The 15,546-nt window shown below is 58.1% G+C and carries 18 protein-coding genes; 11 read left to right on the top strand and 7 right to left on the bottom strand.

Features of this window, described 5'->3' with window-relative positions; all coding sequences use genetic code 11:
* Window positions 1–153 precede the first annotated feature (153 nt).
* Window positions 154–1,020, top strand: coding sequence for a cytochrome P450 family protein (locus tag TRM7615_RS10825; RefSeq protein WP_108787953.1), 867 nt, complete (start codon window positions 154–156; stop codon window positions 1,018–1,020).
* Between the two features lie 58 nt (window positions 1,021–1,078).
* Here TRM7615_RS10825 and TRM7615_RS10830 read toward each other — a convergent pair whose 3' ends face one another.
* Window positions 1,079–2,578, bottom strand: coding sequence for a CoA-acylating methylmalonate-semialdehyde dehydrogenase (locus TRM7615_RS10830; RefSeq protein ID WP_108787366.1), 1,500 nt, complete (start codon window positions 2,576–2,578; stop codon window positions 1,079–1,081).
* A gap of 104 nt (window positions 2,579–2,682) precedes the next feature.
* Between TRM7615_RS10830 and TRM7615_RS10835 the strand changes: the two genes are divergently transcribed.
* The 5 genes from TRM7615_RS10835 (at window position 2,683) to TRM7615_RS10855 (ending at window position 5,975) form a co-directional block, all read left to right on the top strand.
* A complete protein-coding gene (locus TRM7615_RS10835) occupies window positions 2,683–3,579 on the top strand; it encodes a LysR family transcriptional regulator (RefSeq protein ID WP_108787368.1) in 897 nt (298 codons plus the stop codon).
* A 61-nt stretch (window positions 3,580–3,640) separates the two neighbouring features.
* Window positions 3,641–4,075 (top strand): CBS domain-containing protein, encoded by a 435-nt coding sequence (locus tag TRM7615_RS10840; protein ID WP_108787370.1) that lies wholly within the window; start codon window positions 3,641–3,643, stop codon window positions 4,073–4,075.
* Window positions 4,076–4,146: 71 nt separating this feature from the next.
* Window positions 4,147–4,638 carry a pantetheine-phosphate adenylyltransferase gene (coaD, locus tag TRM7615_RS10845; protein ID WP_108787372.1) on the top strand — a complete coding sequence of 164 codons (492 nt, stop codon included), beginning with the start codon at window positions 4,147–4,149 and terminating at the stop codon, window positions 4,636–4,638.
* 106 nt (window positions 4,639–4,744) lie between these two features.
* Window positions 4,745–4,948, top strand: coding sequence for a hypothetical protein (locus TRM7615_RS10850; RefSeq protein WP_108787374.1), 204 nt, complete (start codon window positions 4,745–4,747; stop codon window positions 4,946–4,948).
* 40 nt (window positions 4,949–4,988) lie between these two features.
* Window positions 4,989–5,975: an adenylate/guanylate cyclase domain-containing protein gene (locus tag TRM7615_RS10855; RefSeq protein ID WP_108787376.1), complete on the top strand. Its 987-nt coding sequence runs from the start codon at window positions 4,989–4,991 to the stop codon at window positions 5,973–5,975.
* Here TRM7615_RS10855 and TRM7615_RS25545 read toward each other — a convergent pair.
* A complete protein-coding gene (locus TRM7615_RS25545) occupies window positions 5,972–6,115 on the bottom strand; it encodes a hypothetical protein (protein WP_165821415.1) in 144 nt (47 codons plus the stop codon). The genes TRM7615_RS10855 and TRM7615_RS25545 overlap by 4 nt on opposite strands.
* Window positions 6,116–6,188: 73 nt before the next feature.
* On the bottom strand, window positions 6,189–7,190 hold the full coding sequence (gene gap, locus TRM7615_RS10860; RefSeq protein ID WP_108787378.1) for a type I glyceraldehyde-3-phosphate dehydrogenase: 1,002 nt from the start codon (window positions 7,188–7,190) through the stop codon (window positions 6,189–6,191).
* A gap of 182 nt (window positions 7,191–7,372) precedes the next feature.
* Here gap and TRM7615_RS10865 point away from each other — a divergent pair, with 182 nt between their 5' ends.
* From TRM7615_RS10865 to TRM7615_RS10875, 3 genes are all read left to right on the top strand, one after another.
* The gene (locus TRM7615_RS10865; protein ID WP_108787380.1) at window positions 7,373–8,344 is read left to right on the top strand and encodes a DUF808 domain-containing protein; all 972 of its coding nucleotides are present in this window, start codon (window positions 7,373–7,375) and stop codon (window positions 8,342–8,344) included.
* An 86-nt stretch (window positions 8,345–8,430) separates the two neighbouring features.
* The gene (locus tag TRM7615_RS10870; RefSeq protein ID WP_108787382.1) at window positions 8,431–9,921 is read left to right on the top strand and encodes a right-handed parallel beta-helix repeat-containing protein; all 1,491 of its coding nucleotides are present in this window, start codon (window positions 8,431–8,433) and stop codon (window positions 9,919–9,921) included.
* A 71-nt stretch (window positions 9,922–9,992) separates the two neighbouring features.
* On the top strand, window positions 9,993–10,790 hold the full coding sequence (locus TRM7615_RS10875; protein WP_108787384.1) for a thioesterase family protein: 798 nt from the start codon (window positions 9,993–9,995) through the stop codon (window positions 10,788–10,790).
* Window positions 10,791–10,870: 80 nt separating this feature from the next.
* Here the strand turns inward: TRM7615_RS10875 and tkt are convergent, their stop codons facing one another.
* Window positions 10,871–12,892: a transketolase gene (gene tkt, locus TRM7615_RS10880; protein WP_108787386.1), complete on the bottom strand. Its 2,022-nt coding sequence runs from the start codon at window positions 12,890–12,892 to the stop codon at window positions 10,871–10,873.
* 252 nt (window positions 12,893–13,144) lie between these two features.
* On the opposite strand from tkt, the gene TRM7615_RS10885 reads away from it, so the two are divergent.
* Together TRM7615_RS10885 and TRM7615_RS10890 are read left to right on the top strand one after the other, a co-directional pair.
* Window positions 13,145–13,987 carry a coiled-coil domain-containing protein gene (locus TRM7615_RS10885; protein ID WP_108787388.1) on the top strand — a complete coding sequence of 281 codons (843 nt, stop codon included), beginning with the start codon at window positions 13,145–13,147 and terminating at the stop codon, window positions 13,985–13,987.
* The gene (locus TRM7615_RS10890; protein ID WP_108787390.1) at window positions 13,987–14,385 is read left to right on the top strand and encodes a cell division protein ZapA; all 399 of its coding nucleotides are present in this window, start codon (window positions 13,987–13,989) and stop codon (window positions 14,383–14,385) included. Before TRM7615_RS10885 ends, TRM7615_RS10890 begins: the two co-directional genes overlap by 1 nt.
* A 77-nt stretch (window positions 14,386–14,462) precedes the next feature.
* Here TRM7615_RS10890 and grxD read toward each other — a convergent pair whose 3' ends face one another.
* From grxD to TRM7615_RS10905, 3 genes are read right to left on the bottom strand one after another with little or no spacing between them, the layout of a single operon-like run.
* Complete coding sequence (gene grxD / locus TRM7615_RS10895) at window positions 14,463–14,837, bottom strand: Grx4 family monothiol glutaredoxin (RefSeq protein ID WP_108787392.1); 375 nt, start codon at window positions 14,835–14,837, stop codon at window positions 14,463–14,465.
* A 4-nt stretch (window positions 14,838–14,841) separates the two neighbouring features.
* On the bottom strand, window positions 14,842–15,132 hold the full coding sequence (locus tag TRM7615_RS10900) for a hypothetical protein (protein ID WP_108787394.1): 291 nt from the start codon (window positions 15,130–15,132) through the stop codon (window positions 14,842–14,844).
* Window positions 15,133–15,162: 30 nt separating this feature from the next.
* The gene (locus TRM7615_RS10905; RefSeq protein ID WP_108787396.1) at window positions 15,163–15,399 is read right to left on the bottom strand and encodes a BolA/IbaG family iron-sulfur metabolism protein; all 237 of its coding nucleotides are present in this window, start codon (window positions 15,397–15,399) and stop codon (window positions 15,163–15,165) included.
* Window positions 15,400–15,546 lie beyond the last annotated feature (147 nt).

The raw sequence follows: 15,546 nt of genomic DNA on the forward strand, positions 1-15,546 counted from the left end.
TGGGTCAAATTAGGGTCGATTGACCCTCATTTCCATACCGACATGCTTCACATTTTCGCGGGTTGAGACGGCAGGGAACCAACGTGGCGGAAAAGTGCCGATGCTCATTGGCGTCGGATGTGGTACACTGATGGTATTTTCAGGGAGTTGATTATGGCATCAAACAAAATTGCAGTCGCAGTGATACATGGAATGGGCAGCCAGGGGAAGAAAACCCAAGGTGTTGACGAGCTTAGTTTTTCTGCAGGTCTTTACAAGCGTCTGAAAGAGCACATGGGCAACCAGTTTTTTCAGCGTGTCGGATGGCGCGAGGTTTTCTGGGCAGACATCCTGCAATCCCGGCAAGAGGATTTCATCAAGGATAACCTTGCTGCAAAAGGTGCACGCTGGATGAAAACCCGGCGGTTCGTGATGCACAACCTGGCCGATGCGGCGTCATATCGGCGCAACAAGGGCGACGTGCGTGATCAGATCTATCACCGCATCCATGCGCGGGTGCATCAGACCATCGCGCGGCTCGAAGAGATCACGGATGCAAACACTCCGCTGGTTATCTTAGCGCACTCGCTCGGGGGCCACATCATGTCGAACTACATTTACGACATGATGAAAGGCGACCCCGAGGTTGCGGCAGGGTCGGATTTTCAACAGCTCAAGACTGTGGCCGGGTTTGTGACCTTTGGCTGCAACATCCCGGTGTTTTCCTTTGCCTACAAGCCCCAGGACATTCACCCGATCAAGTACCCCGGCACCAACATCCCCCAGTCAAAACGATTGCATCCCTGGTGGGTGAACATGAACGACAAGGACGATGCGCTTGGGATGCCGCTGGCGGGAACCTCGCCGGGGTATCAGGCCTTGGCGGCCTCGGGGCACTTGGATGACCGTTGGATCGACAGCGGCGGTGCTTTGGAGTTTTGGAACCCCGCTTCGCACAACGGTTATTGGACCGACCGGCATTTCTATCGGCCCACGGCGACAATCCTGCGCAATGCCATGGGTATCGGTCCTGTGACGTGAACGAAAAACGCCCCGGCCGATTGGTCGGGGCGTTTCTCCTGGTTCAGATCAGGTCTGATTATTCCATGACGGGGATCGAGAATTCGCCGCCTTCTTTGATGCCCGACGGCCAGCGTGCTGTGATCGTCTTGGTGCGGGTGTAGAACTTGAATGCATCCGGGCCGTGCTGGTTCAGGTCGCCGAATGCCGATTTCTTCCAGCCGCCGAAGGTGTGATAGGCCAGCGGAACCGGGATCGGAACGTTCACGCCGACCATGCCGATGTTGATGCGGTTGGCAAAGTCACGCGCGGTGTCGCCGTCGCGGGTGTAGATCGCGGTGCCGTTGCCGTATTCGTGATCCATGGCCAGGCCGATGGCCTCTTCATAAGTCTGCGCACGAACGGTCGACAGGACGGGGCCGAAGATCTCTTTCTTGTAGATGTCCATATCCGGGGTCACGTTGTCGAACAGGTGTGCGCCGACAAAGAAGCCGTCTTCATAGCCTTGCAGGCTGAAGTCACGGCCATCGACCACCAGCTTGGCGCCCTGATCGATGCCAGACTGCACCAGGTTCAGGATGTTCTGCTTGGCCGCGCCGGTGACAACGGGGCCATAGTCCACGTCGTTGCCAGCGGTATAGGGGCCTACCTTGAGCGCCTCGACACGCGGAACCAGCTTTTCGATCAGGCGATCGGCGGTCTCATCGCCCACCGGAACCGCGACCGAGATCGCCATGCAGCGTTCGCCTGCCGCGCCGTAACCGGCACCCACCAGAGCATCTGCAGCCTGATCCATGTCTGCATCGGGCATGATGATCATGTGGTTCTTGGCGCCGCCAAAGCACTGTACGCGCTTACCTTGGGCACAGCCGGTGCCATAGATGTATTCGGCAATCGGGGTCGAGCCGACAAAGCCAACCGACTGGATGGTGTCATTGTAGAGGATCGCGTCGACCGCTTCCTTGTCGCCGTTGACGACCTGAAGGATGCCTTTGGGCAGACCGGCTTCTTCCATCAGTTCGGCCAGCATCAGCGGAACGGACGGGTCACGCTCGGACGGTTTCAGGATGAAAGCGTTGCCGCAGGCGATGGCGGGCGCAAACATCCACATCGGGATCATTGCCGGAAAGTTGAAGGGCGTGATGCCTGCAGTGACACCCAGGGCTTGACGCATCGAATACATGTCGATGCCGGGGCCGGCGCTGTCGGTGAACTCACCTTTCAGCATCTGGGGGGCGCCGATGCAGTATTCGACGACCTCAAGGCCACGCTGCACATCACCTGCGGCGTCGGGCAGGGTCTTGCCGTGCTCGCGGCTCAGCGCCTCGGCCAGCTTGTCCATGTCGCGGTTCAGAAGGGCGACGAATTTCATCATCACACGCGCGCGGCGCTGCGGGTTGGTCGCGGCCCATGCGGGTTGCGCGGCGGCGGCTATTTCGACCGCTTGTTCCATCTCGGCGGTGCTGGCCAGCGGGCATTTTGCCTGCACTTCGCCGGTTGCCGGGTTGTACACGTCAGCAAAGCGACCCGAGGTGCCTTTGACGTGTTCGCCGTTGATGTAATGCGTCAGTTCCTGCATTGGATGTCTCCTCCGGGAAATTTGGGCACAGGATAGGCTTGCAAATTTCAATCGAACAGGGGCAAGATTTCAAAAAGGTTTTGCAAAACCGCAAGAGGGGCAGAATGGAACCACATTGGGACGATATGAAAATCTTTCTTGCAGTGGCGAGAGAGGAAAGCTTGTCAGGGGCAGGGCGCATTCTAAAGCTGGATCCTGCGACAGTGGGGCGGCGCATTGCGCGGCTGGAAACCTCTTTTGATGCGCCGTTGTTCTTGAAGTCCCCCCAAGGATATTCCCTGACGACTGCGGGCGAGCGTCTGCTGTCCCATGGTGAGCAGGCAGAAGAAGCCATGCGTGCAGCAGCCGAAGCCTTGGCCGGACCAAAGGACACGCTGGAGGGTCAAATCCGCATCGGAGCGCCGGACGGCTGTGCCAACTATCTGTTGCCGCACGTCTGCGCAAGAATCTCTGAACAAAACCCTGATCTGGATATTCAGATCGTGTCGCTGCCCCGTGTGGTGAACCTGTCTCGGCGCGAGGCGGACATGGCCATCACCGTCAGCCCGCCATCGGCGGGGCGTTTGCTGGTGCAAAAGATCACGGATTACAAATTGAACCTGGTTGCATCGCGACGGCTTTTGGCCACTGAGGATCCGATTGAAACACTCGATGATCTCAAAGGGCGGCGTTTTGTCGGTTATATCCCGGACATGATTTTTGACGCCGAATTAGACTACTTGAACGAGTTGGGCGTGGAGCGTGTCCAATTGGCGTCAAACTCGGTGTCCGTCCAACTCAAGATGGTGGTTCAACTCGGTGGCTTTGGTATAGCACACACCTTTGCCATGCCGTCACATCGGCCCTTGCGCAAGGTTCTGCCAGAGGAATTTGAGCTGACTAGAAGTTTCTATCTTGTACGCCATCAATCTGACCAACGCAGTGAGCGCATGAACCGATTTGCAGAGCTGTTGGTTTCGAACCTCCGCGACGAAGTGGCCACCTTGGAAGCGGCGACTTGACACCGTCACTTATTGCGGCAACGCTTTGGAATATGAAAGATTATTGCGGAGGTCCAGAGGCATGCTAGTTCGGGCAATTTTGAACTCCAAATCGGGTTCCGGTGTGGTCACAGTCAAACCTTCAGCCTCTGTTGCTGACGCAGCCAAGATTTTGTCGGAAAAGCGCATTGGGACGGTGGTTGTGTCCGATGACGGGGAAACACCTGCTGGTATCCTGTCAGAGCGGGACATCGTGCGAGAGCTGGCCAAGAGCGGCAGCGGCTGTCTGAACCAGGCGGTGAGCACGTACATGACCTCGGAACTGGTGACCTGTACCAGCGATTCGAACGTGCAGGACGTTCTTTCAAAGATGACCGAGGGACGTTTTCGCCATATGCCCGTCGTTGAAGACGGTAAGCTGGTTGGCATCGTGACATTGGGCGACGCCGTCAAAGCTCAGTTGGCCGAGGTTGCGATGGAAAAAGACGCCCTTGCCGGCATGATTATGGGTCACTAAAAACCTGCTCTTGAACCCAGTGCGCACATGTGTTTGCGTGCGCAGCATAATGCCTCAAAGTGGAGACAATCATGCGCGTCGGTTTGTATCCGGGAACATTTGACCCGATTACCCTTGGCCATGTAGATATCATTCGCCGCGCTGCTGCGCTCGTCGACAAACTGGTCATTGGTGTGGCCATCAATCGTGACAAGGGACCTTTGTTTTCGCTCGAAGAGCGGGTGGCCATGATCGAATCGGAATGTGCGAAGCTGTCGGAACAGACCGGTACCGACATCGTAGCGCACCCATTTGAAAACTTGCTGATCGATTGCGCCCATGATGTTGGCGCGCAAATCATCGTCAGGGGTTTGCGCGCTGTGGCGGATTTTGAATACGAGTTTCAGATGGTTGGCATGAACCGGTCGCTCGACGACTCGGTTGAAACCGTATTTCTGATGGCTGAAGCCAGGCACCAGGCGATCGCCTCCAAGCTGGTTAAGGAAATCGCCCGGCTCGGCGGCGACGTCTCGAAATTCGTGACACCCAAGGTGCATGAAGCGCTGACCGAACGCCTGAGCTGAAAAGAGCGCCAGATTTTGAGAACTGCGTCCGGCATGTTAGCTTGGGCGCAGTTTTTGTTGGGGGCGTTTCCTTGCATTCTGATATGCCAAGCCGGTGCGATACCTGATGAGCATTCGTGCCAGAACTCTGATCCTGATCGGGATTGTCCTGACCGTTTCGACAATCGTTTTGTATCAGGTTGTTGCCCACATCCAGATGGCCAGTTACCGCGAGCTGGAACGCGCAAGTGCAGAGCGGGACCTTAAGCGGATGACGCGCATCATTTTGGCGCCTCTCATGATCAAGTGTTTGAGACGGAAAGCCCCCTGAAGCACCTCGAATATTTGGATGAGGACATGCTCATGGGCATGTGCTGTTTTCGGATCCCGATGGGGACCCGATCCTGTTGGCCTTGGCACCGATTCCCAGAACGATCTATGCGGCGGGCAAGCAAAGCCTGAACATTCTGCTCATGGCCTTGGCAGCGGCGGGAACCCTGTTGATCCTGGCCGTTCTGGTTTTGTTGGACAAGATCGTGTTGCGGCGGTTGGCAAAACTGGGGCAGGATGTGGTCCGTATCGGCGAGACACAAGACCTTGGAAGGCGCGTCGCCGCATCCGGAAAGGACGAGTTTTCGCGCGTGGGTCAGTCTGTGGACTGGATGCTGGAACAGTTGGAGCTGAGCAACCGGCAACTGGAAGAAGAGCATGAGCGCGGCGAGGGGCTGTTGCTCAACATCTTACCAGAGCCCATCGCCAAGCGCCTGAAAACCAACCTGAAATCCATCGCTCAAAGCTATGACGAGGTGTCGATCCTGTTCGCCGATATCGTCGGGTTTACCGAAATGTCAGCTACCATGCCCGCAGCGGAACTGTTGGACATTCTCAACGGGTTGTTCAGCCAGTTTGATGATTTGGCGATGCAGTCGGGGTTGGAAAAGATCAAGACCATCGGGGATGCCTATATGGTGGTTTCGGGGCTACCGGAACCGGATGAAAACCACGCCGACAAGCTGGCGGATATGGCGCTCAGAATGATTGAAACGACGCAGGCTTTTTCCCAGGAACGGGGGGTGGCGTTACGGCTCAGGGTGGGGATCAACAGCGGTGTCGTGGTGGCCGGGATCATAGGCAAGAACAAGTTCATCCATGACTTGTGGGGCGATGCGGTGAACCTTGCCAGTCGGATGGAATCCACCGGTGAGGACGGCTCCATTCAGTTGACCAAGGCGACCCGTGACCGGTTGTCTTATCGGTATGACATCACGGAACGGGGCGAAGTAGAGGTCAAGGGGCGAGGGATGATGACGACCTATCTGCTCAACGGGTCAAAGTTTCTCGGCAGCCAGTCGTCCTAGCGCCAAAAGGCCAGCCATTCGAGGAACTCGTAGAATTTCTTGCCCAGGAAGTACACGTGCTCGGTGCCGAAAAAGGTGATGTCGAGCATCAATGCTCCGAGGATGAACACCGCAAGCCATACGGCAATTTGATTGGTCATGTCATCCTCAAGAGATAAGAAACGCCCGCCCAGATAACCTGAGCGGGCGTTTTGATTCAAGAGGTTGGGCTGTTTACCCAAGTTTGCCCATGGCAACGGCTACATCGGCCATACGAACCGAGAAACCCCATTCGTTGTCGTACCAGGCCAGAACGCGCACCAGGCGGTCACCGACGATGCGGGTCTGATCCGGCGCAAAGATCGAGCTTTCGGGCGAGTGGTTGAAGTCGGTCGACACCAGCGGCGCGGGTTCATACCCCAGAACGCCTTTCAGGGCGCCTTCGGCGGCGGCGCGGGCGGCCTCGTTCACCTCTTCTGCGGTCACATCACGCGCCGCGCGGAAGGTCAGGTCAACGGCTGAAACGTTGGGCGTTGGCACTCGGATCGCAGACCCATCAAGACGGCCCTTGAGGTTGGGGAGCACTTCGCCAAGCGCCTTGGCTGCCCCGGTCGAGGTCGGGATCATCGACATCGCAGCTGCGCGGGCGCGATACAGGTCCTTGTGGCGACGGTCCAACGTCGGCTGGTCACCGGTGTAGGCATGGATGGTGGTCATGATGCCGTGCTCGATGCCAACGGCCTCGTCCAGCACTTTGGCCAGCGGTGCCAGGCAGTTGGTGGTGCAGGACCCGTTCGACACCATCTTGTCGTCTGCGGTCAGCTCGCCGTCGTTGACACCAAATACGATGGTCTTGTTGACGTTCTTGCCCGGCGCGGACAGCAGAACCTTTTTTGCGCCGCGATCGAGGTGTGCGTTGGCCTTGGTGCCATCGTTGAATTTACCGGTGCATTCCAGAACCACGTCACAGCCGTCCCAGTCGAGCTCGTTCATGTCGTAGGTTGAGAACATCTGCATGTCGCCACGGCCCAGGTTCATGGTGCCGTCGCCGATGGTGACCTCGCCGGGAAAGCGGCCGTGGACGCTGTCGTATTTGATCAGGTGGGCAGCGGTTTCCAGGGGGCCGGTCGCGTTGACCTTGATCACTTCGATATCGTCGCGGCCAGATGCGGCGATGTGGGACAGGGTGCAGCGGCCGATGCGGCCAAAACCGTTGATGCCAACCTTGATGGTCATTTTGCGACTCCGAACATGTGCAATTGCCTCGCCGTATAGACGCCCTGATCGTGTGCAGAAAGTGCAAAAGCGCCGCATTTTGAGTGTGTTAGCGCAAACTTCACGCGGTTGCGCTAACGCTTGCACCAGACGTGCGATCGTTTAGGGTGCAGCTGCGACAGATCAAGGTGAAAGGTGTCTCGATGAGCGGTCTTCTGGCGTTGTTGGATGATGTGGCGGGTATCGCCAAGGTTGCAGCCGCGTCCGTGGATGACGTGGCCGCACAGGCGCTCAAGGCCGGGTCAAAGGCGGCCGGTGCCGTGATTGATGACGCGGCTGTAACGCCAAAATACCTGCATGGGTTTTCGGCCGCACGCGAACTGCCGGTGATTTGGAAGATTGCCAAGGGTTCTTTCAAGAACAAGCTGCTGTTCCTGTTGCCCGCCGCATTGCTCTTGAGCAGCTTTGCGCCCTGGGCCATTGCGCCGCTCTTGATGCTGGGCGGCGGGTATCTGTGTTTTGAAGGGGCCGAAAAAATCTATCACCTGTTGGTGCCCCATGACGACACCCATGTGTTCAAAGAGGATGCGCCGGGCGATCCCGCCCATTTGGAAGAGCAGAAGGCGGCCGGTGCAATCAAGACCGACTTCATCCTGTCCGCCGAGATCATGACCATTGCGCTTGCCGCTATCCCGCCAAGCAACATCTGGATGGAGGCGGCGACGCTCGCACTTGTCGGGATCGGGATCACCGTTGCGGTCTATGGCGCGGTGGCCTTGATCGTTAAGGCGGACGACGTGGGGCTTTACGCCGCCCAGAACGGCAACTTTGCCCTGACCCGGGCGCTTGGTCGCGGTCTGGTCCGCGCGATGCCAGGGTTCATGAAGCTGCTGACCATCGTGGGCACGGCTGCCATGCTTTGGGTTGGCGGTTCGATCATCGTTCATGGTCTGGAAGAGATGGGATATGGCTGGCTGGGGCATCACATCCACGATTGGGCCTATGCGGTGGGTCATATGGTGCCCGAAGCCTGGGCTGGTTTCGTCAAGTGGTTCGCCACAGCGACGATGGATGGCATCCTGGGGTTGGCGATCGGCTTTGCCCTGATCCCGGTTGCAACCAAAGTTCTGGCCCCGATCGCAGGGGCCATCACATCCGTATTCAAGCGGGGGTGATTGGGTCAGCTGCATAATTTTCTTGCAACTGTACCCGTTTGACCTGTCAAATCCCTGGATATTGCAACCAAAGGGATTTTAGTCAGATGGCCGTATTGTATGCAGCCCCGACCACTCGCGTGATCAATCAGCAAGTCAAAGGCCAGGACAATACTTGGTCCCTTGATTTGCAAACGGTGATCAACAAGGCCAATCCAGGTGACGTGATCGAGTTGCTTCCGGGCGACTACATCGCGCCTGTTGTCATAGCCGTGTCGGGCACCAAGGACAAACCGATCACCATCCGCGGCCCGAAACAGGGCCGTGCTCGAATGGAGGGCGGTCGTACGCGCGAGCAAGGGCGCTCGGGCGGGATGAAACCCACGGATGGGGATTTCGCGTTCATCAAAATTTTTCACGCCGAACACATCCGGATCGAGGGGCTGGCGTTCGACAATTGTTGGCCCAGTTCGATCTTTGTACGCTCGGCCCAGAACATCGAGATCCGCAATTGCAGCGGGCGCGGGTCGCGGTATTTCGTCTATGCGCGTCAAACAAATCGGCGTGACACCAAGGGTATCACGCTGGACGGTGTCAACTGGGTGCAGGACCGGCATTTCGAAATGTGGCAGGGCAAGGTCACCTGGAAAGACGTCAAGGCCAAGCCGGGTCATATCGACAACAGCTTTTTCAACGGGGCCATGTTCGGCTCGTTCGACATCAAGGGTGATGTGACGATCCGGAATTGCGAGATTTCGCATGCGTTCAATGCCATCCGCATGGACATTCGCGCCAAGCGGATCAAGGGCACCAAAGATGAGCCTCGGATCACCCGCAATCGCAAGGTTCGGGTCTACAACAACAAATTCTCGTTCATCCGGGACAATGCGGTGGAACCCGAAATGGGCGCCGAAGATTGGGCGATTTACAACAACCACTTCTTCAACTGCCATGCGGCGATGTCTTTGGATGGGGTGGCGATACGTGATTACGTGATCATCGGGAATTGGTTCCTGAACACCGAACGACCGGGCGGGCGACCCAAGCAGAAGAATACGGGCGGCAAGATATTCAAGTTCCTGGCGCCACCCGAGCTGACCGACAATATGGAACCTGCGCCACGCAAAGGGCTGTGGTCTGTGTTCAACTCGGTGCAGGCCCGTACGAATTACGCGGTCGAGGGGCGGTCCAGGCAGTGGTCTGACCGCTACACGTTGATGGGGCTTTATGCCAAAGAACACCCTGTTGAACCTGCGCCGCTGCAACAGGTGTTTGAGCTCATGACTTGGACAGAAGGGATGGAAGTCGCGGAGATGGTAACCAATGAGCCTTGTTTCCCCCAAAAGTACAGCGCCCAGGGGGGCCAGGTTGCAGGCCAACGTGTGAGCGGGCCAGTGTTCGAGGCTTCTCAGTTCGACTACAAACTCTGCGCGCCTTTGGGGGGATGGAACGGCAAATTGAAACGCACCGATGCGGTGAAAGGTTTCAGGTCATCGGCATTCAAGATCAAACGGAAAACAGGCAAGTCTTTGATCTTTCGTACCGGTTTGCCCTATGGTGCCAGCCCGGTTGCGGACTTGGGGCTGAAAGATATCTGACGCGAGGTTACGGATGGTCCCGTCGCATTTGCCCGATAAGCTTTGGCGAGTGATTTGGCGGAGATAACGTGATGAGCGACCTGACCTTTGGAGAGATCCTTAAGACGGCAGAGGAGACGCCCGAGGGCCTGCGCTTTGCGGTGACGGAGAATTGGAAACAGGGGCGGACGGCCTATGGCGGGTTCACCGCCGGGCTGCTTTTGGCAGCTGCCCGCCAGACGCTGCCCGATCTGCCACCGTTGCGCTCGGTGCTCGTTAATTTCACCGGACCTGTCACCAGCGCGCCGACCATGACCACGCGTATCCTGCGGCAGGGGCGCAATGTTGTCACCGTACAGGTCGAGGCGTTCTGCGAGGACACACTGTGCGCGCAAAGCACATTCTCGTTCGGGCAGGCGCAAGAGAGCCACATCAGCCAAGATTTGCCTGCTCCGTCTGCGCCATTGCCGGACGAAGTCGAGGATTTTCTACCGGCCAACATCCAACTGCCCATCAACTTCTTCAAAAACTTCGACGCCAAGCTGATCGAAGGGCATCGGCCCTTTTCCGGTGCGGATCGCGGGTACATCCGCGCCTGGGTGCGTCACAGGGACGACGCCGTCCGGCAAACACCAGAAGGGTTGATGAGCCTTGCCGATGTTCTCCCGCCCGCGGTGTTTTCCAAGGCGCGCAAACTGGGCCCCAATTCGTCGATGAACTGGATCTGCAACTTTCTGAGCGAGGATCTGACCAGTCGTGATGGGTGGTGGATGATGGAGACCGATCTGACTGTGGCGCGCGATGGCTATAGCTCGCAGGTCATGCGGATGTGGAATGCCGATGGTGATTTGGTGATCGACGGCATGCAGTCGGTCGTTATTTTCGTATGAGGTGAAGTTGCTGAACAGCGACATGTTCAAACAGAAAGGGCGGCCACAGGGCCGCCCTTTGGTGTTTCTATCACTAGGCATTAGCCAAGCAGGTCTTTGACTTTGGCTACGGTCGCCTCAGCGGTGATGCCGAATTTTGCATAAAGTTCGTCGGCCGGAGCCGATGCACCAAACGAAGACATTCCGATGAAACCGGCCTTGGCTTCGCGGCCGCGCTCGCCCAGCAACCAGCGATCCCAACCGCCATCACGCACAGCTGCCTCGATGCCGACGCGTACAGCGCCTGCTGGCAGGACACGCTTGCGATAGGCTTCTTCCTGTTGCGCAAACAGTTCCATGCAGGGCATGGACACAACGCGGGTGCCGATGCCTTCGGCCTCCAGCTTGGCCTTGGCCTCCATCGCGATGGCCACCTCGGACCCGGTGGCGATCAGGATGGCCTGACGCTTGCCTTCGCCTTCGGCCAGAACATAGGCGCCTTGCGCGGTCAGGTTCTTGGTCTTGTGCTGAGTGCGCACGGTCGGCAGCCCTTGACGGGTCAGCGACAGGACCGAAGGCGTTTCCTTGGTGCTCAGCGCGATTTCCCAGGCTTCAGCCGTTTCGACAGTGTCGGCGGGACGGAACACATAGGTGTTCGGTGTTGCGCGGCTGATCGCCAGATGCTCGACCGGCTGGTGGGTGGGGCCGTCTTCGCCCAGACCGATGCTGTCATGGGTCATGACAAAGACCGTGGGGATCTTCATCAGGGCGGCCAGACGCATCGCGGGGCGGGCATAGTCGGTGAAGCACATGAAGGTGCCGCCATAGGGGCGGATGCCACCATGCAGGGCCATACCGTTCATGGCAGCAGCCATACCGTGCTCGCGGATGCCCCAATGGATGTAGCGACCCTTGCGGTTCTCGGGCAGGAAGATACCCATGTCGTCGGTCTTGGTGTTGTTCGAGCCGGTCAGATCAGCCGAGCCGCCAACGGTTTCGGTCACGATCGGGTTCACGACCTTGAGCACTTCTTCGGAGCTTTTGCGTGTCGCCCATTTGGGCTGCTCTTCCGAAACCTGCTTTTTCAGCGAACGGATGGCACCGGACAGTTTCTTGGGGGCTTCAAACGCATATGCACGGCGGAATTCACCCTGCTTGCGTTCCGAGATCTGTGCAAAGCGCTCTTCCCATTCCACACGGTCGGCCGAACCACGCGCGCCAATCGCGCGCCAGGCGTCCAGAACGTCCGCCGGCACCTCGAACGCGCCGTGGTCCCAGCCATAAGCGTCTTTGGCTGCCTTGAGCTGATCGGGGTCAGTCAACGCACCGTGGCCCTTGGAGGTGTCCTGTGCCGCGTGACCCAGAGCGATATGGGTTTTGCAGGCAATCATCGTGGGCTTGTTCGACGATTTCGCCTTGGTCAGCGCAGCGTCGATCGCGGCCGGGTTGTGGCCATCGATCTCGATCACCTGCCAGCCCGACGCCTTGAAGCGCGCAACCTGATCGGTGCGATCGGCGATATCAACGGTGCCGTCAATGGTGATGTTGTTGTTGTCCCACAGGACGATCAGCTTGCTCAGCTCGTGACGGCCGGCAAGACCGATGGCCTCTTGGCTGACGCCCTCCATCAAGCAGCCGTCGCCGGCGATGACATAGGTGTAGTGGTCTACGACCTTTTTCCCGTAGCGGGCGCGCTGGACTTCCTCTGCCATGGCAAAGCCAACGGCGTTGGAAATGCCCTGACCCAGCGGACCTGTGGTGGTCTCGATGCCCGAGGCCAGGAAGTTTTCCGGGTGGCCCGCTGTCAGCGCGCCCATCTGGCGGAAGTTCTTGATCTGCTCGAGCGTGATGTCCGGGTTACCGGTGAGGTACAGCAGCGAGTAAAGCAGCATCGAGCCATGGCCTGCGGACAGGATGAACCGGTCGCGGTCGGGCCAGTTGGGGGCAGATGCATCAAATTTGAGGTGCTTTTCATAGAGCACGGTTGCCACGTCGGCCATCCCCATGGGCATGCCTGAGTGACCGGAATTTGCAGCATGGATGGCGTCAAGGGTCAGGGCGCGAATAGCCGCGGCCTTGGTCCAATGTTCAGGGTTCGCAGTGCGCAGCGCAGTAAGATCCACGAGAAGCTTTCCTTTGGGATTTCGGACAAGTTTGGCGCTCAATACCACCCATCCTCCAAAGATCAAGCAGAACTGGGCGAAACTCTGCTATGCAACTTCAGGAGTGCGCCCCAAGTGCCTGAAACCAAAGGGGGGGTATTTTCGATCATGTTTGGTTAGACTAAGGCTGATACCACGCAAGTCCGATTCGCGTGTCAGGTCGACCAGGCATTTGCGGCGGGCAAGAGAACGTAAACAAGCAAGGTGAGGGGCATGAGCCAGATCGAGGAATTGCAAAGCCGTATCACCGCCGCGATGGATCGCATCGGGGCTGGGGTCGAGACGCTGGTAGACCAGATGGGGTCCAACGCCGATGCGGATGCCGCCCTGCAATCTGCGCTGGAAGAAGAAAAACTGGCCAACGCTCAGTTGGAAGAACGATTGAAGTCCATCAAGGCCAAACACGCCGCCGAGTTGGAAGCGGCGCAGTCGGCTGAACCTGTCGCAGATGGTCCCGACGTTGACGCGTTACAGGCCGAGCTGGATGGGCTCAAGGCGCAAGTGGCGGATACCTCCGAAATTGATGGTTTGAAGGCGGAACTGGCCGAGGCAACGGCCAAGCTGGTCGCAGCCGAAGCGGCCAAGGCCGAAGCAAACGCGGCGGCGGCAGACGCAGGAGAAGTTGAAAGCTTGCGTGCCGAGTTGGAAGAGCTGCGCGCCAAGGCCGACAACACAGAAGAAGTCGATGGTCTGAATATCGAAATTACGGCTTTGAAAGCGGAACTGGCCAATTCCGAACGTTTGGATGAGCTGAAATCCGAATTGAACATGTTGCGCGCTGAACGGGTGAGCCAGGCAGACGTCACGACGCAACTGGACAAGGACCTGCAACGCCTGCGCAAGGCAAACGATCTGCTTCGCGAGGCAAACGCAGCCCTGCGCGAGGCCAATGAGGCGGGCGTCGGCGAGCCAAGCTTGATCAATCAGGCCATGCTGGCCGAGCTCGAAGCGTTGCGCGCCAGCCGGGCCACGGACGCGGCTGAAGCCAAGGCGATCCTGTCCCGTCTTGAACCGCTTTTGGCGCAAGCCGATCTTGCCGAAGGGGAGGATGAATAATGCCCGAGGTTACTATTCACATCGGTGGCCGCTCGTTCGAGGTGTCGTGCCAGGAAGGCGAAGAAAGCTATCTGCATTCCGCCGCCAAGATGCTGGACGATGAATCGCAGGTTCTGTCCGATCAGATCGGTCGTATGCCCGAGGCGCGGATGTTGTTGATGGCCGGCCTAATGCTGGCCGACAAGACCGCAGCGGTTGAGGATCGGATCAAAGAGGTCGAAGGTCAGTTGGCCGAGCGTGAGGCAGAGTTGTCTCAGCTTCGCAATGCGCCAGCACCTGATCCCGAGCGGGTCGAAGTTGCGGTGATCCCGCCGTCGGTTACGGACACTCTGGCGGAACTTGCTGCCCGTGCCGAAGCACTGGCTGCGGACGTTGAAGAGCGCGGCGCAACTTCTTGATCCGATTTCAATAAAGCGGAAAAAAGCCGGAGGCGAACGCCCCCGGCTTTATTGATTAGGCAAAAGGCCGCGTAAAATCAGGCGTTTGCTTCGCGGATCTTGTTTGCGGCGTCCTTGTCGTAGCCCACGCCATTGGCGTCAAACAAAGTGTCCAGTTCGCCCGACAGGGTCATTTCGGTGATGATGTCGCAACCGCCGACAAATTCGCCTTTGACGTAAAGCTGGGGGATGGTCGGCCAGTCGGAATAATCCTTGATACCTTGGCGCAGGGCATCGTCGGCCAGAACGTTCACATCGGAAAAATCAACGCCCATGTAGTTCAGAACGCCAGCCACGCGCGAGGAGAACCCGCACTGCGGCATTTCCTTGGTGCCTTTCATGAACAGCACAACGGGGTTGGCTTTGACGGTTTCGTCGATTTGCGCGTGGGCTGGGTTGGTTGTCTCGGTCATGGGGTTAGTCCTTTTTCCCGAAGGTGCGGTGGTATTCCGCAGCATAGGTTTCATCGTCTTTGAATGTGCGAACCGTTCTGTCAGCGGCCTGGGCAAAGCTGCCCTTGGGTTGACCAAAGATCGTACCAGAGCGTTCCAGAGATTGGTTTTGGCGGATCGTGGCCTCGACAACGTCCAGATCAGTGGCTTCCATGCCTAGTGGTGTCTCACGTTGTTCAAGCTTCGGCTGCCGCGCGGCAAGTGGCCTGCGGGGGCCGCGACGAAACGGATAGGTGAGGGTGCTCCAGAAAGACATGTGACACGGTCCTTGATGGTCCTGGCGCGGTCAGTCCGGCACTTTGGTGGTCAGGGCAAGCGCGTGCAGATCACCATCAGGGCCGTCCATCTTTCCCTTCAGAGCGGCATAGACCGCGCGCTGCTGCTGGATCCGGTTCTTGCCGCGAAAGCTCTCGTCCACGACCATGGCTGCCATGTGGACACCGTCGTTGCCGCCGACCTGAATCTCTGCATCGGGAAAGCTTTCACGCAGCAGTTCTTCGATCTCGTGGGCTGTCATTGGCATTAGGGTGGTCCTTCGTGTGTTGCTCTTGGCAGAAATGTAGGGCGATGGGTCAGGGCGCGCAAGTGGGCGTGGCCCGTCTCAGAGGAAAGCCCTGCACCCTCGAGGGAGCGCAGGGCTTGCTGTATTCGGAGCGGACGGAAGCGCTAG

It is taken from the genome of Falsiruegeria mediterranea M17, assembly GCF_900302455.1.
Lineage (GTDB): Bacteria > Pseudomonadota > Alphaproteobacteria > Rhodobacterales > Rhodobacteraceae > Falsiruegeria > Falsiruegeria mediterranea.